Genomic DNA, 22,987 nt, shown 5'->3' with positions numbered 1-22,987 from the left:
TACGGTGAGCTTCCAGCTTTCCGTCCGGTATGACCGGATCCACGCCCAGCGGAGGCAGTGGTGACAACCGTCGAAGAGGGCGCCGGATCACTGGCGCTCGACCTGCCCGCCGACGCCTCGACCACCGTCGGCTCGGTGCGCAGGTGGCTCGTCGGCGTGCTCGACGGCCTCGGCGAGGACCACCTCTACGACGTCCAGCTCATCGTCACCGAGCTCGTGAGCAACGTGTACGACCACGCGCCCGGCCCCGGACAGCTGCGGGTCGCGCACCACACGCAGCCCTGCAGGGTGAGCGTCGAGGTGGACGACTCCTCGACGGCACTGCCCGTGCGCGGCCGCTCCCGGCTGGGCGGCAGCCGGGGACGGGGCATCGTCGTGGTCGAAAGCGTGTCCGTGCACTGGGGTGTGCGTCCACTGCCCGAGGGCAAGACCGTGTGGGCAGTCGTCGACTGCACCGGATAGCCGGTTTCGCGCGCACACGGCTGTCGTAAGTGAGGTGCGCCTTGATCGCTCGGAGATCGGGCGTGGTGAAGGTCACGCGGCGGTCCGGCGGACGGATCCCATGACGACTCCCTCCGGACTGGTCGGACCGCTCGGGCTTTCGCCGCAGCCACTCGTCCTGTTCGGAGTGGGAGGTCATCGTCTGATGAGTCCGGAGTCACTCCGCGAAGGCCTCGGCGGTGGTGTCGACGATCGCCTGCCGCGTCGCGGACGGCAGAGGCTGGCTCCTGGTGCGCCACACGAGTCGAAGCTGTGGTCCGGTGGGTCGAGATCGCGGTTCCGGGCGGGTGCGGTGGTGACCAGATCCCGGAAGTGATCAGCTCCGTCGGTGGCGAGGTCGGGCAGCCGTAGTGGTCGTCGGCGCGGTCATGGGCCGGGCGACGGGACGATGGCCACCGGGCAGGTGGCGTGGTGGATGAGGGCCTGGCTGGTGGATCCGAGGAGCAGGCCCCGGAATCCTCCGCGGCCGCGGGACCCGGCGACGACCAGCTGGGCGTTCTCGGCCTGCGTCAGCAGGGTGTGGGCCGGGCGGTCGCGGGCGACGACCTGCTCGACGGTCACGCCGGGGTACTGGGCCAGGTGGTCGGCCAGTCGCTCGTTCAGCGCCTTGGACTCCTGTTCCTGGATGGTCTCCCAGTCGGCGATCAGGTCCCAGACGTCCGTGGGCAGGTCGCTCCAGGCGTGCACGGCCACGAGGGGCGCGTTGCGGGAGGCCGCGGCCTGGAAGGCGAAGGAGATCGCCGCTCGGCTGGCCGGTGATCCGTCGACGCCGACCACGACCGGGCCGTCCTGACGGGGTTCGGTCTGCGCGTCCGGTCCGCGCACGACCACGACGGGGCAGTGGCCGTGGGTGGTCACCGCCACCGCGATCGATCCGACCACGAGGCCGGTGAAGCCGCCCAGCCCTCGGGTGCCGAGCACCACCAGCTCGGCCGAGGCCGAGCGCCCGATCAGCTGTTCGGCGGCCCAGCCCCCGGTCAGCTCGGTGCTCACCTCGACCTCGGGTGCGGCTTCGAGGGCCGTGGCGGACGCTGCGGCGAGCCACTGGTGGCCCTGCTCGGTCAGCGCGTCCCGGTAGGCGCCCAGCGCTACCGTGTGGGGCGCGCCTGCGGGAACGGCCGCGGTCGTGTGCACGAGCACCAGTGGCGCATCACGGCGGACGGCTTCGCGGGCCGCCCAGCGCACTGCCTGCGCGGCCGACGCCGACCCGTCCACGCCGACCACCACGGGCCGGTTCGCTGCATCCGCCATGGGTATCTCTCCTTGCTTCGTCGGGCCGTCGAACGGCCGCGACCACTGGGCGTGCTCGGTGCGTCGGCACCGGGCCGCTGGTTCGTTCGAGCTGTTCTGATCATCGCCGCCGCGCAGAGGGCACACCAGGGACCGAGTTCCCGTCGGCGGCCGGGACTTTCTGCTCGGGTCCCCGGTCGTCGCTGTGGTGGCCCCGCAGGAAGTCGCGATGACGAGTCACAGCAAGTATGAAGATGATTATCATGTGCATATGCTTCGACGCACACCTGTCACCGTCCTGTCCGGTTTCCTGGGCTCCGGGAAGACGACGTTGCTCAACCACGTGCTCGCCAACCGGGAGGGGCGGCGGGTGGCGGTGATCGTCAACGACATGAGCGAGATCAACATCGATGCCGCGCTGGTCGCCGGTCAGGGCAGCCTGGACCGCACCGAGGAACGGCTGGTCGAGCTGACCAACGGCTGCATCTGCTGCACGCTGCGGGAGGACCTGCTCGACAGCGTCGGCGAGCTGGCGCGCTCGGGCCGGTTCGACACGATCCTGATCGAGTCCACGGGCATCTCCGAGCCGATGCCGGTGGCCGCGACCTTCGACTGGACGTTCGAGGACGGCACCAGCCTGTCCGACCACGCCCAGCTCGACACGATGGTCACCGTCGTGGACGCGGCGGGGTTCCTGCGCGAGCTGACCACCGGTGACCAGCTGGCCGAACGCGACATCGCCGCGGCGGAGGGGGACGAGCGCACGATCTCGGACCTGCTGGTCGACCAGGTCGAGTTCGCGGACCTGCTGGTGGTCAACAAGACGGACCTGGTGACCGAGGAGCAGCTCGCGACGCTCGACGCCGTGCTGCGCAGGCTCAACCCCGTCGCCCGGCTGCTGCACACCCGGCACGGCGTCGTCGACTTGGCCGAGGTGCTCGACACCGGGCGCTACGACCCGATCACCGCCGCGCAGGCGCCTGGCTGGGCCCAGGAGCTCGCGGGCACCGGCCACGTCCCGGAGACCGAGGAGTACGGCATCCGCTCGGTCGCCTTCCGGGCCTCGCGGCCCTTCCACCCGGCCCGGCTGACGGCGGCGTTGGCCGACTGGGAGGGAGTGTTGCGCAGCAAGGGTTTCTGCCACATCGCGAGCCGCCCCGACGTCCTGGCCGTGTGGTCGCAGGCGGGCCCGAACCTCACCCTGGAACCGGGGCAGCTGCTGGACACCCCGTGGGGCCGTCAGGAGCTCGTCTTCATCGGCGTCGGCCTCGATCTCGACGAACCGCGCCGGCGGCTCGAGCCCGCCTTGCTGACCGACGAGGAGTTCGCGGCCGGGCCGGAACACTGGCGCACGCTGGAGGATCCGCTGCCGCTGTGGGACCTCGCCGACCTGCACGAGCACGCCTGATGACCGGCCCGTCGACCGCCGACCCCGCCGCGGCGGAAGCGGTGTTCGCGCCGGCCGAGCTCGCGCTGCTGGACTCGTTGCCGATCGGCGGCGTGGTGGCCGACGTGGGACCTGGAGCCGGGACGAGCACGGTCCGCTTGGCCGAGCGCGCGCTGCGGGTGTACGCCGTGGACAACGACGAGGCGATGCTCGGGATGGTCCGCGACCGCGCCGCACGAGCGGGGCTGGGCGACCGTGTGCGCACGGTCCTGCAGGAGCTCGACGACGGCCCGGTTCCGCTGTCGGAACCGGTGTCGCTGATCTGGTCGGGTGCCTGCGTGCACCACGCGTTGTCGTGGCAGGACGCGGTGTCCGGACTGGCGGACCTGCTCGCACCCGGTGGTGTGCTCGCCCTCGGCGAGGGTGGTCTGCCGGCGCGGTGCCTGCCGTGGGACGTCGGTGCCGGCAGGCCCGGCCTGGAGAGCAGGCTGGACGCCGCGCACAACGAGTGGTTCACGGCGTGGTTCGAGGGCAGGCCCGGTGTCGTGCGCGAGGCACGCGGGTGGCCGGAGCTGATGAGGACCGCCGGGCTCGAGCAGGTCACCAGCCGCAGCGTCCTGCTGGACCTGCCGGCACCGCTCGGGTCCTCCGTGCGGGAGGTCGTGCTCGCGGAACTCGCCGCGCGGGTCGGGCGGGCGCGGGCCTTCCTGGCTGAGGACGACCTGCGGGCGTGGGCGGCGTTGCTCGACCGCTCGTCATCGGCTTGGCTGGGGGCGCGTGACGACGTGGCACTGCTCGGTGCCAGAACCGTCCACATCGGAGTGAAACGGGGAGGTCATGGCTGAGGACCGGCAGACCGAGGTCCGCGGCGCGTTCGACGCCGCGGCGGCCGACTTCACGGCGCTGGGCCGCCACCTCTGGGAGCCGATCGGCGCGGCGGCGGTCGCCGTGGCCGATCCGAAACCCGGCGAGCGCGTCCTCGACGCCTGCTGCGGCACCGGCGCCTCGGCGATCCCGTCGGCGCGGCTCGTCGGGGTGGACGGGCACGTCGACGCCGTCGACCTGTCCGGTCCGATGGTGGACGAGCTGCGCCGGCTGTCGACCGGCCTGCCTCAGCTGCACGCGCACCAAGCCGATGTGACGACGTGGCCGGGGGAGGGTTACGACGTGGTGCAGTCGGCGCTGGGCATCTTCTTCTTCCCGGACATGACCGCCGGGACCGACCACCTGATCAGCCGGGCCCGGCCCGGTGGGCGGGCGGTGTTCACCATCTGGCGCGGGGAGGCGATGGTGGCGGCGGGCCGCCACCTCGGCCTCGCGATCGCCGAGGTCACGAACACGCCCGTACCGGCGCCCCGCCCACCGCACCTGATCGACGAGGTCAACCAGGCGGACACCTACGCGGCCTGGCTGACCGGACGCGGTCTGGCCGACGTCGAGGTCACCGTGCACGAGCTGGCGCTGACGATGACGCCGGAGGTGGCGTGGCTGGTGGTCGTCGGATCCGGATTCCGGGGAGCGCTCGCGAAGGTGCCCGCCGAGCTGGTCGCGGACGTGCGCGAGCGCTACCTGACGTCGCTGGGGGAGGCCTGCCTGGAGGAGCTCGACGCCACCACGCTGATCGGCAGCGGACGTCGTTGATTTCTCGCGTCCGGCCACGCCGAGCCGAAGCGGCGGCGTGCACGGGCGTGGCCTCGGTGGAGGTACCGGATGTGAGGCGCACCACCTCGGTGAGCAACAAGCCCGTCGAAGGGTCGGGGTGGTGCTGCAATACTGCCGCAGGCACTGGAGCCCCGGCTTTCGCCACGGCGGCACGCGTGCCGTTGTGCGGCCCGCGTCCCCTGTCCGGCTCGTGCGAGTCACGCGGGGGCCAGCAGGTTCCGCGTGTCCCGGGCGCGGCAGGTGGCGGTGGAGAAGAGAGAGTTCGGCATGCAACGACGGGCCCTGCTGGGTCGTGAGACCGAGCGCCGCGCACTGGCTGCCCTCGTCGAGCAGGCCGCCTCCGGGTCGGGAGGCGCGGTGGCCGTCCACGGCTCTCCCGGGATCGGCAAGTCGGCGCTGGTCGCCGAGGCGGCGGCGCGGGCAGCGGAGCGCGGGACGCGGGTGATCACGGCGGTGGGGGTGCAGTCGGAGGAGCACGTGCCCTGCGCCGGCCTGCACCAGCTGGTCCACCAGCTGCGGGACGGGATCGACGACCTGCCCGCACCGCAACGCGCCGCGCTGCGCGCTGCCGTCGGGCTCGCCGACGAGACCGTGCCGGACCTCTACCTGGTCGGCCTCGCGGCGCTGACCCTGCTGTCGGACGCGGCGGTGAAGGCGCCGTTGCTGGTGGTCGTCGAGGACGCCCATTGGATCGACCGGGCCAGCCTCGACGTCCTCGGGTTCGTCGCGCGGAGGATCGAGTCCGACCCCCTCGCGCTGGTCGCCGTCACCCGCTTCCTCGACGACCGGCTGACCGGTGCCGGGCTGCCGGTGCTGCACCTGGACCCGCTGACGGACGAGGTGTCGGGGGAACTGCTGGACTCGGTGGCTCCCGGCCTGGGGCAGCAGGTCAGGCGGCGGCTGCTGGCGGAGGCGGCCGGGAACCCGCTGGCGTTGACCGAGTTGCCGGTCGCACTGCGGGCGGTCGGTGGGGCGTACGCGCTCACTCCGGGGCCGCTGCCGCTGACCGAGCGGCTCGAACGGACCTTCACGGCGCGGGTGTCCCGTCTTCCGGCCGACACGCGGGCGGTTCTCCTCCTCGCCGCCCTCAACGGCGACGGCACGATGGACGAGTGTCTCGCCGCCGCCGGCCGGATGCTCGGGACGGCGGTCGACACCGCCGCCCTCGCGCCGGCGGTGGACGCCGGTCTGCTGGAGCCGTGGGGGATGGTCTTCCGGCACCCGCTGGTCCGCTCGGCGCTGCACCACGCGGCGACCGCCGCGGAACGGCAGGCCGCGCACGCCGCTCTCACCTCGCAACTGGAGGGGCAGCCCGATCGGCGGGCGTGGCACCGCGCGGCCGCCACCGCCGGTCCCGACGAGCACGCGGCGCGGGACCTGGTCCTCACCGCCGACCGGGCTCTGCGGCGCGGCGGTGTCGCCGCGGCCCTCGCCGCGCTGCGGCGGGCGGCGGAGCTGACCGCGGACCCCTCCGCGCGTGCGGACCGGCTGCTGCGCGCGGCCGAGCTCGCCCTGGAGTCGGGCCAGTGCGAGGCCGCGGCCCACCTGCTGGGCCAGGCGCGCTCGCACGACCTCTCGGTGCGGAACCGGGGCCGTGCGGCCTGGGTCGACATCGTCCTGGTCGAGGGGTCGGCGCAGGGCGAGGGCACCGCGACCGCCGAGCTGGCGGAGCTGGCTGTGGAGGTCGCCGCCAGCGGTGAGCCCGCGCTGGGCCTGCGCATGCTGTGGGGCGCGGTCCTGCACTGCTTCTGGGGCGAGCCGGGGCCGGCCGCCCGCCGGCGGATCGCCGTCGCCGCCGAGCGGATGCCCGTGGACGCGGACAACGCGGGCGTGGTGGCCCTGCGGGCGTACTGCGCGCCGGTCGAGCGCGGACGCGCCGCCCTGGAGTCCCTGGCCGCTCAGCTGGACCGGTGGTCCGAGGACGCCGACTGGGACCAGCTCCTGGGCAGTGCCGCGGTGATGATGGGCGCTCCCGCCCTGGCGAGCCGGCTGGCCACGAGGTCGCTCGACGCCCTGCGGGCACGGGGCCGGTTGTCGATGCTCGCCAGAGCCCTGTGCGTCCAGGCGGGCGGGGCCGCACGGCTCGCTGACGTGCGCGCCGCTCAGCTCGCCGCCGAAGAGGCGGGCGAGCTGGCCCGCGAGACCGGGCAGCCCCTCGTGCACGCGATGGTGCACGCCATCCGGGCACAGGTCGCCGCCGTCTGCGGCGACCCGCGCGCGCAGGAGTGGGCAGCGGAGGCGGAACGCACCGCGCTGCCCGGCGGTGCGCGCCCGGCGCTGGCCATCGTGCAGATGGCCCGCGGACAGGAAGCCCTCTGCCAGGGCCGCTACGGCGACGCCTTCGGGCACCTGCTCCGCGTGTTCGAGCCGGCCGACCCCGCCTTCCACCCGTGGCTGCGCTTCTACGGGGTCGCCGAACTGGTCGAGGCGGCGGTGCGCAGCGAGTCCGCCGAAGCGGCGCGGGACGTCCTGCGCGAACTCGCCCCGCTCGCGGAGCAGACCCCCTCACCGGCCCTGCTCTGCGGGCTGCGCCTCGGCCGTGCCCTGCTCAGCCCGCCGGACACCGCCGAGCAGCTGTACCGGGAGGCCCTCGGCGCCGTCCCCGTCGACTGGCCGTTCGAGCGGGCGCGGGTGCACCTCGCCCTGGGCGCCTGGCTGCGGCGGCACCGGCGGCCCGCGGAGTCGCGCGTCGTGCTGCAGGCCGCGTGCGAGGTCTTCGACGCGCTCGGCGCGTCGGCCTGGTCGCAGCGGGCACGTCAGGAGCTGCGTGCCGCGGGCACGTCCTCGCCCCGGCAGGACCCGGTCGCCGTCGACCGGCTCACCTCGACCGAGCTGCACGTCGCCCAGCTCGCCGCGCAGGGGCTGACCAACCGGGAGATCGGCGAGCGGCTGTACGTTTCGCCCAGGACGGTGAGCACGCACCTGCAGCGCATGTTCCCCAAGCTGGGCGTCACCTCCCGCGGCGAGCTCGGCGCGGTGCTGCGCAGCACGACTACGTACGTCGAAGACGTCGGCTGACGGACGCGGCAGAACCCAACCGCTCCCTAGGTTCGTGCCATGCCCGGTTCGCACACGGCGGACGGGCGGGAAGGCACCATGGGAACCATCACCGTCGGCACCGAGGGCTCGACCGACGTCGAGCTGTACTACGAGGACCACGGCTCGGGCCAGCCGGTCGTCCTGATCCACGGCTACCCGCTCGACGGCCAGTCGTGGGAGAAGCAGACCGACGCGCTGGTCAAGGCCGGCTACCGCGTCATCACCTACGACCGCCGCGGCTTCGGCCGGTCGAGCAAGACCATGACGGGCTACGACTACGACACCTTCGCCGGTGACCTGGACAAGGTCCTGACGCAGCTCGACCTGAACGACGTCGTGCTCGTCGGCTTCTCGATGGGCTCGGGCGAGGTCGCCCGCTACCTCGGCACCTACGGCTCGCAGCGGGTGGCGAAGGCGGCCTTCCTCGGCGCGCTCCAGCCGTTCCTGCTGCAGACCGACGACAACCCCGCCGGCGTGCCGCAGTCGGTGTTCGACGGCATCGCCGAGCAGGCCGAGGCCGACCGCTACGCCTGGTACGAGAACTTCTTCGTCGACTTCTTCAACACCGACGAGACGCTCGGCTCCCGTCTCAGCGATGCCGCGCTCCGGGCGAACTGGGCCACCGCCATCGCCTCGGCGCCGGTGGCGGCGTACGCGTGCGTCCCGGCGTGGCTGACGGACTTCCGGGCCGACGTGGAGCGCATCGACGTGCCGTCGCTCATCCTGCACGGCACCGCCGACCGCATCCTGCCGATCGACGCCACCGCCCGCGAGTTCCGCCGCCGCCTGCCCGGCGCGCGCTACGTCGAGATCGACGGTGCTCCGCACGGCCTGCTGCTCACGCACGCGGCCGAGGTCAACGCCGCCCTGCTCGCCTTCCTCACGGACTGAGACCCGCAGATGCACAGACTCACGCACCGCTTCACCGCTCTGCTGGCCGTGCTCGTCGCCGCCTCGGGGCTCGCCCTGTTCGGCATCTCGAACGCGGTGGCCGCCCACCCGCCGGCCGGGCAGAAGCCCACGATCGTCCTCGTCCACGGCGCCTTCGCCGACGGCGCGAGCTGGAACCCCGTCATCGAACGGTTGCAGCGCAAGGGTTTCACCGCCATCGCCGTGGCCAACCCCCTGCGCGGGGTCGCCTCCGACGCCCAGGCGCTCGACACGCTTCTCGCCACCATCGACGGGCCAGTGGTGCTCGTCGGCCACTCCTACGGCGGTGCCGTCATCACCAACGTGAAGGCGCGTTCCCCGAAGGTCAAGGCGCTGGTGTACGTGGCCGCCTTCGCCCCCGCCGGGGGTGAGGCCGCGGCGCAGCTCGCCGCGAAGTACCCCGGCAGCACGCTGGGGGAGACGCTGGCACCCGTTCCGCTGCCCGACGGCTCGACGGACCTCTACATCAAGCCCTCGCTGTTCCGGCAGCAGTTCGCTGCCGACGTCCCGGCACGGCAGACCGCCCTGATGGCCAGCACCCAGCGCCCCATCCGGGACGCCGCCCTGAACGAGGCGTCGGGCACGCCGGCCTGGGCGAGCATCCCCTCGTGGTTCCTGCTGGCCGGCGCCGACAAGAACATCCCCCTGCGGGCGCAGGAGTTCATGGCCGGCCGGGCGGGTTCACGCGCCACCGCGACCGTCGAGGGAGCGTCGCACGCCGTGGCGGTCTCGCACCCGAACGCGGTCGTCGAACTCGTCCGCCGCGCCGCGGGCTGACGCCTCTCCCGGCCCCGTGACCTCGAGGTCGCGGGGCCGGAGCGGCCGGCAGGCCGCAGCACCGCTTCCGGCGGACGTCCCTGTGCCAGCGGATCGCTCGGCCGTGCGCGTCGCACGTCGGCCGCCCGCCGACCCACCCTGCTATCCCGACCGAGGAAGTCATGCGCTTCAAGCTGTCAATCGTGCTGTCCCGGATCCTGGAGGGCACGCTCGCCCTGCTCGGCATCCCCATCTTCTTCGCGGAGGTGAACGACACCAGATGGATCGCGCTGTGGGACCTCATCGCCGTCGTCTACCTCGCGATCCGCGTCATCCGCCTCAGCCGCAGCAAGCGGGCGGGAGACGACCGGGGCGCGTGGGTCAAGACCGCGCTGGGCCGCCGCAGCGGCACCCTGTTCACCCTGTTCACCAGCCTCGTCGGGATCACGTCCGGCCTGACCATCGTGCTCATCGAGGAAGGCACCCAGGCGGCGGCGCTCGGCAAGGCCGTGGGTGTGCTCGCGGTGCTGCTGGCGTGGGCGATCCTGCACTTCGGCTACGCCGACCGCTACGCGCAGGCCTACTACAGCGCCCTGCCCGAAAAGGTGCTGGTGTTCCCCGGCACCGAGCACCCGACCTTCATCGACTTCGCCTACTTCTCGTTCACCGTGGGCACCACGTTCGCGGTCTCCGACGTCGAGTCGCGCACCTCCAGGATGCGGCTGCGGATCCTCGCGCACGGCGTGCTCTCGTTCATCTACAACACCGCGATGCTCGGCATCGCCATCGGCGTCATCAGCGGCTGACCGCCCGGTGGTGCCGCAGGCCGGGTGGTTCTGCGTGATCGGGGGATGGACGCTCACGGCTGCGTGAGCGTCCATCCCGCCGGTGCCGGCGTCGAGGAGGTCGAACACCGGGTTCAGCCCACCCGTGGCGGACCACTGGATCGCGGGCACCCGCCGCCGTGCGGGTGCGGCGAGCGCCGCCAGACCGCCACCGGGGAGGGTGCGCCTGCGGATCGGGTGGGGTGTGCCGGTGGACGCTCGTCCGGTGCGGGAGCGGGTGACGTCAGGCTTTGGCCCAGCGCTGGTCGGCGCTGCCCCGGCAGGTGGCCAGGGTGACGGCCGCGCCGTTGCCCGTGCCGCCGGAGGTCAGACACAGTCCTGTTTGGACGTTGACGGCCGTGCCGCCGCCGAGGTCCCAGTTCTGGTTGGCGCCGCCGTGGCAGTCCCAGATCTGCACCCTGGTACCGGAACCGGCGCCGGTGGGCGCGTCGAGGCACTTGCCGGTGACCTGCAGTGCCTGACCGTTCTGGGTGAACTGCTGGTTGGCGGCCGCGTGGCAGTCCCAGGTGATCAGCTGGGTGCCGTTGGCCGTGCCCGCGCCGGACACGTCGAGGCAGCGACCGGAGGACTCGCCGCGCAACCGGAACGAGGTGGGGCTCGGAGTCGTGTCGCCGGTGAAGAAGTTCCACACCTCGTTCTTGACCCAGCTGCGGGCACCGCTCTCACAGCCCGCGCATCCGTCCACCGGTCCCTGCTGGTGGCCGCCGTCGAACGGGGCCCACACCACCGGGTAGCCGGTACGGCAACCGGAGTAGGTGGTGGTGATGTGCGTGTTGCTGCCCCGCGCGGGTTCCGGGGCGTTCTGCGGCGTGCAGCCGTTGTTGCGGACCCAGCGGTCGCGCTGGCCGCGCCCCGACCCGATGTTGTCGCTGATGCCGTGGATGCCCATGAACGCCACAGGCGCGGTGCCGCCGGCACACCCGCTGATCTCGCCCGGCGAGGCGATCGCGGCGATGGCGCGGAACACCGTCGGACGGGAGCAGGCCAATGAGATGCTCATCGCGCCGCCGTAGCTGAAGCCGAGCGAGAAGCGCTGCGTGGTGTCGACGCAGAGGTCGTTCTCGATCCGGCTGAGCATGTCGTCGACGAACCTGACGTCCTCGCCGCCGGAGTTGCCCCAGCCGTTGTTCAGCCCCTGCGGCGCGACGAAGATCGCCGAGTTGTTCGCCAGCCGGCGCAGGCCGTAGTGGGCGTAGACGTCGCCGTCGCTGCCGCCGCCCGCCACCTGGTTCGCCGTGCCGCCCAGCCAGTGGAACCCGAAGACCAGCCGGTACTGGCGGGTGTTGTCGTAGTTGTCCGGGATGCTCAGGATGAACGAGCGGTTCTTGCCGCCGCTCTGGATGGTGTGGGCGCCGTTGCGCAGCGTGGGGGCCTTGCCGCAGCCGGCGGTGCCCGCGAGCACGGTCTGCTCGGCCGGAGCCTCTGCCTGTGCGTGGGTGGCACCGGCGCCGGAGAGGACCAGCGCGGCCGCCGCGATCAGCGACCACGCCCGTCGGTGGATGGTGTTCTGTCGCATGGGTTTCACTCCCGTGATGGTCAGGCGGCTGCGCGAGTGTTGCCGTCGGGGGCGGACGAGGCCGGTGTGAGCCCGCTGTGCTGCTGCAACATCGTCGTTCCTCCGGTTCGTCACGCCGGCTGGAGCTGGAACCGCTGGTTCTCGGCCCCGTTGGGGGTCCACTGGGAGATCCGGGCACCGTCGGCGGCCGACGCCTGCCACACGTCGAGGGCGAGGCCGCTCCACCGGTTGACCAGGCTGATCACCCCGCCGCCCTGGTCGGTCACGCGCCACTGCTGGGACGTGGCGCCGGTGTCGGTCTGCTGGGTGACGTCGGCGCCCGTGGCCGTGCCCGCGACCTGGAGCACCAAGCCGCTGTGCCGGGCCCGGACGCGGTAGTACCCACCGCCGGAGTCGAGGAAGTCGAACTGCTGGTTGAGCCCGCCGGTCGGGGACCACTGCTGCAGCAGCGCGCCGGGTGCCGTGGACACGCCGCCGATGTCGGCGTACTTCCCGCTGTGCCGTGCGACGAGCCGGTAGGGCACGCCTGGCTGCACCACGGGTCCCGAGCCGGTGCCCCGGCCGGTCGCGCGGTAGACGTGTCCACGTTGGACGGTGAACTGCGCGACGTCGGCTTCGGGTTTCACGGCCTCGACCGCGGTGCCGGTGGTCGTGTCGCGCAGCTCGAACGTGCCGGTGAAGATCCGGTTGCGGACGCGGACCGTGCCGTCCCGGTCGGCGGCGACGGACAGCGTGACAGCGCCGTCGGCCGCCCAGGTCGCGCCGACCGTGTAGCCGCCGCGCCCGCGCAGGCCCGAGACGCTGCCCGCCGGCCAGGCCGGCGGCAGGGCGGGGAGCACGTGCAGCTCGCCGTTGTGGCTGTGCAGCAGCATTTCCGCGATACCGGAGGTCGCGCCGAAGTTGCCGTCGATCTGGAACGGCGGGTGCAGGTCGAACATGTTGGGCGCGAGGCGGTCGGTCGTCACCAGGGAGCGCAGCAGGTCGTGCGCCCGGGAACCCTCCTCCAGCCGTGCCCAGTAGTTGATCTTCCAGGCGAGTGACCACCCGGTGCCCGCGTCACCGCGCAGCTCGAGCGTGCGACGCGCGGCCGTGTGCAGCTGGGGGGTGCCGCGCTTGGTGATCTGGTTGCTGGGGTGCAGGCCGTAGAGGTGCGACACGTGCCGGTGGTTCGGTTCGGTCTCGATCCAGTCGTACAACCACTCCATCACGTTGCCGCGCGAGCCCACCCGCGTCGGCGCCAGCCGCTGCCTGGCCGCGCGGACCTGCGCGCGGAAGTCGGTGTCGACGCCGAGCACCTCGGACGCGGCGGCGCAGCCGTCGAACAGGTCGCGCAGGATCTGCATGTCCATCGTGGGCCCGGCGCACACCGAGGCGTTGGCGTGGTGGTTGAGCTCCGGTGAGTTGGACGGGTTGGTGACGAGGTGGCCGAGGTTCGGCTCGGTGACGAGCGTGTCCAGGAAGAACTGCGCACACCCCTTGAGCGCCGGGTAGTACGTGCGCAGGAAGTCCGCGTCACCGGTGAAGCGGTAGTGGTCCCAGATCAGCGTGGAGAGCCACGCGCCGCCCGTCTGCCACATGCCCGCCGCGGCGAAGTCGACGACCGACGCACCGCGCCAGGCGTCGGTGTTGTGGTGGGTGACCCAGCCGCGGGCACCGTACTGCGCCTGGGCGGTGCGGGCGCCGGTGATCGTCAGGTCGTTGACCATGCGGAAGACGGGCTGGAGGCACTCGCCGAGGTTGGTGGTGTCCGCCGGCCAGTAGTTCATCGGCAGGTTGGCGTTGATGGTGTACTTCGAGTCCCATGCCGGCGCCATCTGGTCGTTCCAGATGCCCTGCAGGTTCGCCGGTTGCGTGCCGGGCCGCGACGACGAGATCAGCAGGTAGCGGCCGTACTGGAAGAGCAGCGCGGCGAACTGCGGGTCGGTCGTGCCGGCGTGCCGGGCGATCCGGACGTCGGTCGGCTGGTCGGCCGCCGCGGTCCTCCCCAGGTCGAGGGACACGCGCCCGAACAACGCCTGGTGGTCGGCGACGTGCCGGGCCCGCAGGGTGTCGAAGGACAGGCCCTGCGCGGCGTTCAGGCGGCTGCGCGCGATGCCCTGGTAGTCGCCGTTGACCGTGCGGAAGTCGACGTAGCTGGTGCCGATGGAGATCAGCAGGGTCACCGCGGAGGCGCCGCTCACCCGCAACGTCCCCGCCGAACTGGTGACGGTGCCGCCCTCCGCCACCGCCCTGGCCAGTGCCAGGAACCGCACGGTGCCCGCGATTCCCCGCTGGGTGCCGGAGATCCCGTCCAGCGCGATCGTCGTGGCGTCCGGGCTGGACGTCGTGGTGCGCTGGGGCGAGCCGAACGACGCGGTGAACGAGATCGCCCCCGGCGTCTCCGCGGTCAGGCGCACGGCGATCACCTGGTCCGGCGCGCTGGCGAACACCTCCCGCCGGTGGCGCACGTTGTTCACCACGTAGCTGACAGCGGTCGTCGCCGTCGTGAGGTCGAGCGTGCGCTGGTACCCGGTCGCGGTCCCGAACGGCAGCACCAGCCTGAGGTCGCCGACCGGCTGGTAGGCGAGCTGCCCGGCCGGGTTGCCGAGCATCGTCTGGTCGATCAGCGACTGCGCCTGCGTCCACTGGTTCGAGAACACGAGCTGCCGGATCTGCGCCAGCGCTCCGGCACCCCGCGGGTTGCTGTAGTCGTGCGGACCCCCTGCCCAGACCGTGTCCTCGTTGAGCTGCAGGCGTTCGGTGTCGGTGTTGCCGAACACCATCGCGCCGAGCCGCCCGTTGCCCACCGGCAGCGCGCGCAGCCAGTCGCTGCCGGCCGGGCGGTCGTACCAGAGCGCGAGGTCGTTCGCCGCCCGCACCTCCTCGGGTGCCGCCGAGGCGGTGCCGGTGGCCGTCCACCCCGCCTGCGTCAGCACGACTCCCGCGCCCAGCTTCATGAGCTGCCGGCGGTTCAGGTCGGACATGTCGGTCCTCCAGAGGTTTCTCGCGGTCGCTGAAGCACCCCTGGTGGTCGTCGGCCACGAGGAGCAGGGGAGGGGACGGTAAGTTCACGACGTCGCCTCGTGCGGATCAGGCGCTGAACTGCCACCAGTTCACGTTGAGCAGGTAGCTGTTGCCGCCGGTGAACCTCAGGTAGAGGTCGCGCGTGCCGGTCAGCCCGTTGACGGCGCAGGAGACGGTGGTCCACGTCTGCCAGCCGCCCGTGTTCGGCACCGAGCAGGTTCCGGCGAGGGCGCCGGTCGGGCCGCCGGAGCGGACCTCGACGGAGCTTCCCGCGACGGTGGACGAGACGCGGGCGGTGAAGGTCCTGGCCCCGTTGCCGAAGGCGACGTTCTTCAGCTTGACGTAGTCGCCGTTGTTGAGGTGGCTGAGGTTCAGGCCGCCCTCGCTCGACGGTTCGGTCTCGACACCGCTGCCCCACGCGATGGTCTCGCCCTCCTGGCGGACGTAGGGGTTCAGGGTGTCCGCGGCCGGTGGCCCGGCCGTGGTCATGTTGATGGTCGGGATGGTGCCGTCGGCGTTGTAGGTGAACCTCTCGACGGCGACGGAGCGGGTGAAGCCGCCACCGCCGGGCAGGGCGCCGTTGTGGTAGAAGAAGTACGAGCTGCCCTTGAAGTCGATGATGCCGGCGTGGTTGGTGAAGCTGCTGCCCTGCGTGGGCATCACGGTGCCGCGGTAGGTCCACGGTCCGGTGGGGCCGGGCGCGGTGGAGTAGGCGATGAACTCCGAGCAGCACTTGGCGGCGAAGACGTTGTAGTACAGGCCGTTGCGCTTGTAGACCCAAGGGCCTTCCTCGTACAGCGTGGGCCGGTTGGGGTCGCCGGTGCGGGTGCCGAAGCCCGCGGTGGTGAGCGGGATCCTGGTGATGCCGCCGCTGTAGGAGGTCATGTCGGGGTTGAGGCGGACGTAGGAGAGGTTCGGGTTGCCCCAGTACAGGTAGGCCTGGCCGCCGTCGTCGATCATGACGGTGGGGTCGATCTCACCGTTCTCGACGAGTGGTCTGCCGATCGCGTCGCGGAACGGCCCGGTGGGGCTGTCGGAGACGCCGACGCCGATGGCCGGGCGTCCGGTGGCCTTGGTGACGACGGGGACGTACCAGTAGAACTTGCCGTTGCGCTCGATCGCCTGCCCGGCCCAGGCGTCCTGCTTGGCCCAGCTGAAGGTGGTGAGGTTCATGGGGGAGCCGTGGTCGGTCCAGTTGACCATGTCGGCCGAGGACCAGACACGCCACTCCTTCATCGTGAACCAGGTCGAGCCGTCCTCGTCGTGTCCTGTGTAGAGGTAGACACGTCCGTTGTGGACCAGTGGCGCGGGGTCCGCGGTGTAGATGTGCTGCACGATCGGGTTGTCCGCCCTGGCGGGGGCGATCATGCTCAGGACCAGTCCCACCACTGCGGCGGTGGTCGCCCAGAACCTTCGTTTCGTGGCCATCGTCGTCTCCTGGGGGCAGGGAGGCTCCGCGGCCCGGGCCGCACGCCCAGGCCGCTGGAGCCGTCCTCCGGTGGTGTGTGCTGCGGAACGTCAGGTGGCGGTGCAGGAGGGGTTCAGGCCGTTACCGCTGCCGGTGCCCTGGAAACCGAACTCGGTGGATCCGCCCGCGGGCACGTTGGCGTTGTAGTCCACGTTCGTGAAGGTGACGGTGCCGCTGGTGCCGCTGCGGTTGGCGCTCCACGAGGAGGTGACCGTCCCGTTCCCCAGGGTCGCCGTCACCCGCCAGCCGCGCAGTGCGGCGGATCCGGCGGTGACCTTGACCGTGGCGACGAACCCGCCGTTCCACTGGTTCAACGACACCGACGCGGTGCAGCCACCGGGGCCGGGGTCATTGGACGTGGTGGTCGTGGTGGTCGTGGTGGTGGGGCCTCCCGCGTTCAGCGCGTCGAGCACCGCGTTGTACGCGGGCTTCTTGGCGCCGGAACCGGTGAACAGCAAGGGGTTCTCGCCGCCGCGCCACGAGTCGGTGTCGCGGATCCCCCACACGGTGATGCCCGTGCAGGCGCGGATCGCCATGCACGCCCTCGTGACCGCTCCGTAGGCGTTCGCCTGGTTGCTGCCGGCGATGTCGAGCTCGGTGATCTGCACCTCGACGCCGAGGTCGGCGAAGCGCTGGAGGTTCGCCTGGTAGTCCGGCGGCGCGTTGTTGGTGAGGTGGGACTGGAACCCGACGCAGTCGATCGGCACGCCGCGGGCCTTGAAGTCGCGGACCATGTTGTAGATGCCGGTGGACTTCGGGTTGATGCTGTCGGTGTTGTAGTCGTTGTAGCAGAGCTTCGCCGCGGGGTCGGCCGCACGGGCCGCGCGGAACGCCGCCTCGATCCAGTCGTTGCCGGTGCGCTGCAGGTTGGAGTCGCGCCGGCCACCGCCGCCGCCGTCGGCGAACGCCTCGTTCACCACGTCCCAGGCGTAGATCTTGCCCTTGTAGTGGGTGGCGACCTGGGTGACGTGGTTCATCATGGCCCGGCGCAGGTCGGAGCCTTCCAAGCGCTGGGCCCAGCCCGGTTCCTGCTGGTGCCACAGCAGGGCGTGACCCCGGACCCGCTTGCCGTTGCCCACGGCCTGGTTGAGGATGCGGTCCCCGCCGGAGTAGTTGAACTGGCCGCGGTTGGGCTCGGTCGCGTCCCACTTCATCTCGTTCTCGGCGGTCACCATGTTGAACTCGGTGTTGAGGATGTTCACGTAGGTCTGGTCGTTCAGCCTGCCCGCCGCCACGGCGGTGCCGTAGTAGCGGCCGGACTGCGCCGCGGCGGCGCCGAGCGTGGTCGCCGCGCTGGCGGGGACGGACACGACGAGCACGGCGCCCAGGGCCGCCGCCGCTGCTGTCGACACGATCGGGACGAGTGAGACCGACCTCGATGTCAGTTTCATCTTCCACACTTTCACCGGACGTGCCCGCAATGCGGGCGTGATGGGTGGGGCGATCCGGTGCACGCCGAGGAGACCCGGTGCGGCGGTGCCGGGGCACTCGTGTGCGCGCAATCGCGGCTGTGGTGCGTCTCCGTCACCCGCGGTGCGGAGGGAGGTAGGTGCCGAAGCCGAATCGTCTTCGGCGGGAGAGCTGCATCGCCATCCCCTTCCCCACGCGACTGCGAGTGCGTCGTCCAGGAGTGTTGCAGCTCGGTGTTCACGCTCACAAGAAGGCGAACGCGACTTGTCCTCGGAATTGCGCTGGATGGAGGAAAGCGAGGTGAAAAGGCGGTGAAAACGCATGTCGAACGCAGTCGAATGCCGCCGAAAAGAATCGAATGAAACGCCGTCGGACTGAAGTGAGCGCTAACACCCGCGCAGCTTTCGGAGCGCACGGCGGTGCCGCCGGTCGCCCCGTCCGGCGCTGCGCGCCGTAGCGGGGTGCCGGCGGCCCGTTGCTCCGCTTGAACCGATCAGCCGCGCAGGCTCCACTGCTGGTTCGTGCCGCTGTGGCACGCCCAGAGCACGACCGGCGTGCCGTTGGCCGTTCCGTTGCCACTGGCGTCGAGGCACAGCCCCGACTGCGCGCCGGTGACGCTGCCGTCGGCGTTGACGCTCCATTGCTGGTTCAGGCCGCCGTGGCAGTCCCAGAGGATCGCCGCGGTGCCGTTGGCGGTGCCGCCGCCCGAGGCGTCGAGGCACTTGCCGCCGATCGTGAACTGCTTGCCGGAGGTGTAGGTCCAGCGCTGGTTCGCGCCGCCGCCGCAGTCCCACAACCTCGCGGCGCTGTTGTTGGCCGTGGTGGCGACGTCGAGGCAACGGCCGGACTGGATGCCGGCGACGGTGACGTTCTCCCGTCCGCCGCTACCGCCCGGTCCGGCGCCGTCCATCACGGCCTGGGCACCGGCCGGCCAGGTGCCGCCGGAGACGACGACGTTGCCGCTCACCACGTTGCCGCGGTCACCGTGGGAGATGTTGCTGCTGCCGTTGCTCGACCAGTTGCCGGTGAGCGTCCAGTTGCCCATGTTCTCGCCGCCGTAGTAGTTGGCGGTGGCCCAGGTTCCGGTGGCGGAGAAGACGTTGCCCGTCGCGCGGTAGTACTTGGAGCCCTCGTCGAAGTAGAGCCCGAAGAACCCGTTGGTGCGCAAGCAGTAGTTGCCGCGGATCTCCGCGTTCGGGTTCCAGCCGAGCGTGTAGATGCAACCGCCGTCGGTCATCTGCTGCATCACGTCGTGGACGTAGTTGTTGAGCAGCTTGTTGCCGGACGCGGTGGTGGGAGTGGAGTACCGGGGCTGGTAGTTGTAGAGGCCCCGGCCGGCGTAGTGGTTGCTGCCGCCCGCGTCGTTCGAGCCCCAGCCGTAGCCGAGGGAGATGCCGGAGTACGGCAGGTTGTAGACCTCGTTGTGGGCCACGGTCGCGTTGGTGACGTAGGTGTTGAGCACCGACACGTTTCCCCGGTACTCGATCCCGAGGTCGTGGACGCGGTTGTGGCTGACGGTGATGTCCCGGTTGACCATCCGCTGGTCGCCCGGGTGGTGCGCGTCGGCGCGCACACCGCCGACCACGACGCCGCCCGCCGAGCTCTGCGCGATCTCCGAGCGGGTGATCGTGATGCCGGATGCGCCCAGGCCGACTCCACTGGTGTGCGCGTTCGCGTCGTTGCCGATGCCGATCGCGGTCTGCCCGAGGTTGACGAAGCGGGAGTCGGTGAAGGTGACGCGGCTGGCCGCGGAGATCTGGACGGCGGCGGGCATCTGCGACCAGTGCGGCCGGACCGCCTCGAACGCCGGGCAGCCGCTCCGGCACGAGTTCAGCCGATCGGCCGGCCAGTTCCAGTTGCCGGAGATGTAGGCACCGGTCTGCTGGTCCGCGTACCCCTGGTTGCTGCTGGGGCCGAGCCACGAGGTGCCGGTGAACGTGATGCCGCCGAAGGAGATGTCGTGCGCGGGCGCGTCGTAGGTGCCACCGACGGAGACCAGCGACTGCAACGCCGGCAGTTCGACGCTGACGTTGTTCATGTTCTGCCCGGAGCGGGGGATGTAGTACAGGACACCGGTGCCGGGGTTGAGGTACCACTCGCCCGCCGTGTCCAGGAACTCGTACGCGTTCGCCAGGTAGAGCGGGCCGGCGCGGAACGGGTTGTTGAGCGTGTCGTAGCCGAACGTGTTGTTGTTCCACGCGGGTTGCTGCATCGTCAGGAAGTTGCCGCTGATGCTCTGCACCGGCGAGTACCTGTCGGTGAAGGAGTTGACGCTCTCCACCTCGACCCGGTTCTGGTTCGCCAGGGTGTTCAGGTAGCTCAACGCGCCGTTGGAGAAGCGCATGCCGCTGTCGGTGAAGGTGAAGTCGGACCGGTTGACCTGCGTGCGCGCGCGGGTCGCGATAGCACCGTCGACGTAGAGCTGACGACTGTCGAGACCGGCACCGACGTTCGCCCGCCAGATGTTCTTGCCGGCGTCGGCGACCGTCCAGCCCGTGACGGCTCTGGCGCCGCTGATGACGGGACGAGCCGATGCGGCCGCCTGCCACAGCACGCGGTAGCCGTTGGTGCCCGAGTCCGCCGCGGTGAGCCGGAACGGCTGCGAGAGCCGGTACACCCCGTCGGCGAGCTCCACGACGATGTCACCGGACATGGTGCCGGTGCGGGACCGCACGGCCGACTGCGCGGCCGTCAGCGAGCACGGAGCGGTTGCGGTGCAGGCGGTGCCGGTGCCGGAAGGGGAAGCGTGCAGGGTGGTCGTGGCGGCCGAGGCCGGGGGAGCGGTGGCGACCGCCGCGGCCACCACGACCGCGACGGCGGCGAGAGCTGTTCGCCGCCGCGCCGCGGGGAACGAGGACGTGGACAAGGGACCTCCTGAGGTGGGTGCGCGGCGGCTGTCGGGGCTTGTGGACGCTCGGAGCACGGCGTGCCACCACGTCCACGCGGGTGAGGTGTGATCGCACGCGGCGGGGCCGGCGGCGTCCGGTCGCCGAGCGCTCGCGGAACGTCGGATCGCGGCGTTCGGTGCTCAGGTCGGGACTGTTCCGTTCGGGCGGAGCGAACGGTGCCGGCGCGGTGCAGAAGTCGGCCAGCGGAACACCCCGAACGTAACTCGTATGACGTGTGACGTCAATGGTGTTACGTACACTTCGGAGTCGGGAGCACCACGGCGCAGCGCAACGGAGCCGAGCATGACAGCGACAGGACGGCAGGCGGGACAGGGCGTGCCCGCGGATCCGGTGTGGACGCGGAGACCGGCCAGCCTCGCCGCGGCCGTCACCGCGGAAATGGTGCAGCGGATCGTCCGGCACAGCTATCCCGCCGGCATGACGCTGCCGCCCGAGCCGGTGCTCTGCGAGACCTTCTCGGTGAGCAGGACGGTGATCCGCGAGGCGGTGAAGGTGTTGCAGGAGAAGGGCCTCGTCACGGTGCGCCAGGGCTCCGGTACGACCGTCAACCCGCCGGTGCAGTGGAACGTGCTCGACGAGCAGGTGCTCCTCGCCGCGATCGCCGAGGACGAGAGCCTCGCGACCCTGGACGACCTCGTCGTGACCCGGCGGCTGCTGGAGTCCGACATGGCACAGGTCGCCGCGCGCACCGCGGACGACGAGACCGTCGACCGGTTGCGGGCACTGGTGGACCGGATGGACGAGCTCGTCGACGACGTCGCCGGTTACGAGGAGCACGACCGCCTCTTCCACGACGCGATCATGCTGGCGTCGGGGAACCGCATCGCCCGCGGCGTCGTGCGCTCGCTGCAGTCGCAGGTCCTCAACACGGCCGGGTACCGCGGTGAGAGCAGCCGCGAGCTGTGCCAGGCGTCGAACGCCGGGCATCGGCGCGTCCTCGACCGCATCGCCGCCCACGACCCCGCCGGCGCGGCGGAGGCCATGTTCACCCACATCACCGAGGCGTGGCTCGTGCGCCGCGGCGAAGCAGGGGACCCCGGCCGGCTGAACCGGTGAAAGCGCTTACCGGCCGCAGCGCCCGCGACCGGACCGCATGGCGGCACGGTCGCGTCTGACACCGGCCGAAGTCGCCGCGGCGAACGGACGCCGGTCTCCGGCGGGGCAGGGCCGGATCTCCTCAGGCCGTCTCGACCGCGTGCAGGCGCCGCCCGGCGCGTTCGGGGCGGATGTGCGCGCCGCCGGCCAGCGGGTCGGGCAGCAGGTGACTCGCCAAGGCGACCGCCTTCTCGTCCACGCGCACGCCCAGCCCGGGGCTGTCGCCCAGGACGTAGGCGCCGTCCTCCACGCGCAGGTCCACGGAGACGCCCACCGGCGGCTGGACGTCCTGCAGCTCGCTCACCAGGTGGTTGGGCACCGACGTGGCGGCGTGCAGCAGGCCGGCGGGCGTCGTGCCGATCGGGCTGACCGGCAGGTCGTGCGCGTGCGCGAGCGCGGCGACCCTCAGGAAGTGGGTGATGCCCCAGACCGCGGCCGTCTGCACGATGTCGACGGCCCCGGCCGCGATGAGCGCCCTGTGCTGTTCGAGCCCCGTGAGGTTCTCCCCGGTGGCGACGGAGGCGCGGACCCCGCGGCTGACCGCGGCGTGCCCTTCCGCGTCCCAGCGCCGGACCGGTTCCTCGATCCACGTCAGGTCCAGCGTGCGCTCGAGCTCGCTCACGTACCGGACCGCCTGCTTGCGCGTCCAGGTCTCGTTGACGTCGAGCATCAGGCTCGGCCGCGATCCCCGGCGCGCCTTGGCGAGGACGTCGCGGACCAGGGCGAGCCGGTGGGCGTCGTGCTCGACGTCGAGGCCACCCTTGATCTTCGCCGCGCGCACACCCAGCTCGGCGTAGGCCTCGTACACCGCGACGAACTCGGTGTCGTCCAACGCGATGTCGAGACCTGAGGCGTACGCGGGCACCCGGCGGTCGCGCCCGCCGAGCAGCCGCCACAGCGGTTCACCCGCCGCCTGGGCCTTGATGTCCCACAGCGCCGTGTCGATCGCGCCGATGGTGCCGAACACCGCTCCCGCGTGCCCTGCCTTGAACGTCCGGCGCAGCATCGTGTCGTAGAGAGCGGTGACCGACCGCGGGTCCTCGCCCTCGATGGCGGCGAAGACGTTCTCGATCTCCACGCACGGGCCGAGCCCGACGCCGCAGATGCCCGTGTCGGTCTCGACGACGACGATCGGCACCCGGACGACGCCGTCGGCGTACACGCCGTTGGCGTCGCCGACCGGCCGGCCCCAGTTCTGGACCGTCGTCAGGGTCCGGTATCCGATGATGCGCATGG

Annotated in this window: 16 protein-coding genes; 9 read left to right on the top strand and 7 right to left on the bottom strand. The window is 71.6% G+C overall.

The annotated features are described in order from the left end of the window. Window positions 1–60: 60 nt before the first annotated feature. Window positions 61–462 (top strand): ATP-binding protein, encoded by a 402-nt coding sequence (locus BLQ91_RS11890; protein ID WP_245733353.1) that lies wholly within the window; start codon window positions 61–63, stop codon window positions 460–462. Window positions 463–867: 405 nt separating this feature from the next. Here the strand turns inward: BLQ91_RS11890 and BLQ91_RS11885 are convergent, their stop codons facing one another. Beyond that, window positions 868–1,752: a universal stress protein gene (locus tag BLQ91_RS11885; RefSeq protein ID WP_090096866.1), complete on the bottom strand. Its 885-nt coding sequence runs from the start codon at window positions 1,750–1,752 to the stop codon at window positions 868–870. A gap of 250 nt (window positions 1,753–2,002) precedes the next feature. Here BLQ91_RS11885 and BLQ91_RS11880 point away from each other — a divergent pair, with 250 nt between their 5' ends. From BLQ91_RS11880 to BLQ91_RS11850, 7 genes are all read left to right on the top strand, one after another. After that, a complete protein-coding gene (locus BLQ91_RS11880) occupies window positions 2,003–3,139 on the top strand; it encodes a GTP-binding protein (protein WP_090096865.1) in 1,137 nt (378 codons plus the stop codon). Continuing rightward, window positions 3,139–3,963, top strand: a complete 825-nt coding sequence (locus BLQ91_RS11875; protein ID WP_090096864.1) for a class I SAM-dependent methyltransferase — start codon at window positions 3,139–3,141, stop codon at window positions 3,961–3,963. The genes BLQ91_RS11880 and BLQ91_RS11875 overlap by 1 nt, the downstream gene beginning before the upstream one ends. Beyond that, a complete protein-coding gene (locus tag BLQ91_RS11870) occupies window positions 3,956–4,759 on the top strand; it encodes a class I SAM-dependent methyltransferase (protein ID WP_090096863.1) in 804 nt (267 codons plus the stop codon). Before BLQ91_RS11875 ends, BLQ91_RS11870 begins: the two co-directional genes overlap by 8 nt. 267 nt (window positions 4,760–5,026) lie before the next feature. Further along, window positions 5,027–7,798: an ATP-binding protein gene (locus BLQ91_RS11865; RefSeq protein ID WP_342670632.1), complete on the top strand. Its 2,772-nt coding sequence runs from the start codon at window positions 5,027–5,029 to the stop codon at window positions 7,796–7,798. Between the two features lie 39 nt (window positions 7,799–7,837). Next, window positions 7,838–8,710, top strand: a complete 873-nt coding sequence (locus BLQ91_RS11860; RefSeq protein WP_245733352.1) for an alpha/beta fold hydrolase — start codon at window positions 7,838–7,840, stop codon at window positions 8,708–8,710. 9 nt (window positions 8,711–8,719) lie between these two features. Continuing rightward, the gene (locus BLQ91_RS11855) at window positions 8,720–9,526 is read left to right on the top strand and encodes an alpha/beta fold hydrolase (RefSeq protein WP_090096862.1); all 807 of its coding nucleotides are present in this window, start codon (window positions 8,720–8,722) and stop codon (window positions 9,524–9,526) included. A gap of 161 nt (window positions 9,527–9,687) precedes the next feature. Beyond that, window positions 9,688–10,311, top strand: coding sequence for a DUF1345 domain-containing protein (locus tag BLQ91_RS11850; RefSeq protein WP_090096861.1), 624 nt, complete (start codon window positions 9,688–9,690; stop codon window positions 10,309–10,311). Between the two features lie 262 nt (window positions 10,312–10,573). Here BLQ91_RS11850 and BLQ91_RS11845 read toward each other — a convergent pair whose 3' ends face one another. From BLQ91_RS11845 to BLQ91_RS11825, 5 genes are all read right to left on the bottom strand, one after another. Further along, window positions 10,574–11,866 carry a ricin-type beta-trefoil lectin domain protein gene (locus BLQ91_RS11845; protein ID WP_090096860.1) on the bottom strand — a complete coding sequence of 431 codons (1,293 nt, stop codon included), beginning with the start codon at window positions 11,864–11,866 and terminating at the stop codon, window positions 10,574–10,576. A gap of 110 nt (window positions 11,867–11,976) precedes the next feature. Beyond that, a complete protein-coding gene (locus tag BLQ91_RS11840) occupies window positions 11,977–14,829 on the bottom strand; it encodes a glycosyl hydrolase family 95 catalytic domain-containing protein (protein ID WP_090096859.1) in 2,853 nt (950 codons plus the stop codon). A 106-nt stretch (window positions 14,830–14,935) separates the two neighbouring features. Continuing rightward, window positions 14,936–16,297 carry a glycoside hydrolase family 43 protein gene (locus BLQ91_RS11835; RefSeq protein ID WP_090096858.1) on the bottom strand — a complete coding sequence of 454 codons (1,362 nt, stop codon included), beginning with the start codon at window positions 16,295–16,297 and terminating at the stop codon, window positions 14,936–14,938. 90 nt (window positions 16,298–16,387) lie between these two features. Continuing rightward, entirely contained in the window at window positions 16,388–17,728 is a 1,341-nt protein-coding gene (locus tag BLQ91_RS11830; RefSeq protein ID WP_090097204.1) for a glycoside hydrolase family 10 protein, read from the bottom strand. A 512-nt stretch (window positions 17,729–18,240) separates the two neighbouring features. Beyond that, window positions 18,241–20,613 carry an RICIN domain-containing protein gene (locus BLQ91_RS11825; protein WP_090096857.1) on the bottom strand — a complete coding sequence of 791 codons (2,373 nt, stop codon included), beginning with the start codon at window positions 20,611–20,613 and terminating at the stop codon, window positions 18,241–18,243. 325 nt (window positions 20,614–20,938) lie between these two features. Between BLQ91_RS11825 and BLQ91_RS11820 the strand changes: the two genes are divergently transcribed. Next, window positions 20,939–21,712 (top strand): FadR/GntR family transcriptional regulator, encoded by a 774-nt coding sequence (locus BLQ91_RS11820; RefSeq protein ID WP_090096856.1) that lies wholly within the window; start codon window positions 20,939–20,941, stop codon window positions 21,710–21,712. Between the two features lie 121 nt (window positions 21,713–21,833). On the opposite strand, the gene BLQ91_RS11815 is transcribed toward BLQ91_RS11820, so the two are convergent. Continuing rightward, window positions 21,834–22,985, bottom strand: coding sequence for a mandelate racemase/muconate lactonizing enzyme family protein (locus BLQ91_RS11815; protein WP_090096855.1), 1,152 nt, complete (start codon window positions 22,983–22,985; stop codon window positions 21,834–21,836). Window positions 22,986–22,987: the final 2 nt, after the last annotated feature.

It is taken from the genome of Lentzea jiangxiensis (assembly GCF_900104175.1).
Classification (GTDB): domain Bacteria; phylum Actinomycetota; class Actinomycetes; order Mycobacteriales; family Pseudonocardiaceae; genus Lentzea; species Lentzea jiangxiensis.
This window is presented reverse-complemented; position numbering and strand designations above follow the sequence as displayed.

Coding starts and splice junctions, on each gene's coding strand:
- BLQ91_RS11870 (WP_090096863.1), top strand. CDS start 3,956: ATGGCTGAGGACCGGCAGACCGAGGTCCGCGGCGCGTTCGACGCCGCG.
- BLQ91_RS11835 (WP_090096858.1), bottom strand. CDS start 16,297: ATGGCCACGAAACGAAGGTTCTGGGCGACCACCGCCGCAGTGGTGGGA.
- BLQ91_RS11840 (WP_090096859.1), bottom strand. CDS start 14,829: ATGTCCGACCTGAACCGCCGGCAGCTCATGAAGCTGGGCGCGGGAGTC.
- BLQ91_RS11860 (WP_245733352.1), top strand. CDS start 7,838: ATGCCCGGTTCGCACACGGCGGACGGGCGGGAAGGCACCATGGGAACC.
- BLQ91_RS11820 (WP_090096856.1), top strand. CDS start 20,939: ATGACAGCGACAGGACGGCAGGCGGGACAGGGCGTGCCCGCGGATCCG.
- BLQ91_RS11815 (WP_090096855.1), bottom strand. CDS start 22,985: ATGCGCATCATCGGATACCGGACCCTGACGACGGTCCAGAACTGGGGC.
- BLQ91_RS11875 (WP_090096864.1), top strand. CDS start 3,139: ATGACCGGCCCGTCGACCGCCGACCCCGCCGCGGCGGAAGCGGTGTTC.
- BLQ91_RS11855 (WP_090096862.1), top strand. CDS start 8,720: ATGCACAGACTCACGCACCGCTTCACCGCTCTGCTGGCCGTGCTCGTC.
- BLQ91_RS11845 (WP_090096860.1), bottom strand. CDS start 11,866: ATGCGACAGAACACCATCCACCGACGGGCGTGGTCGCTGATCGCGGCG.
- BLQ91_RS11885 (WP_090096866.1), bottom strand. CDS start 1,752: ATGGCGGATGCAGCGAACCGGCCCGTGGTGGTCGGCGTGGACGGGTCG.
- BLQ91_RS11830 (WP_090097204.1), bottom strand. CDS start 17,728: ATGAAACTGACATCGAGGTCGGTCTCACTCGTCCCGATCGTGTCGACA.
- BLQ91_RS11850 (WP_090096861.1), top strand. CDS start 9,688: ATGCGCTTCAAGCTGTCAATCGTGCTGTCCCGGATCCTGGAGGGCACG.
- BLQ91_RS11880 (WP_090096865.1), top strand. CDS start 2,003: ATGCTTCGACGCACACCTGTCACCGTCCTGTCCGGTTTCCTGGGCTCC.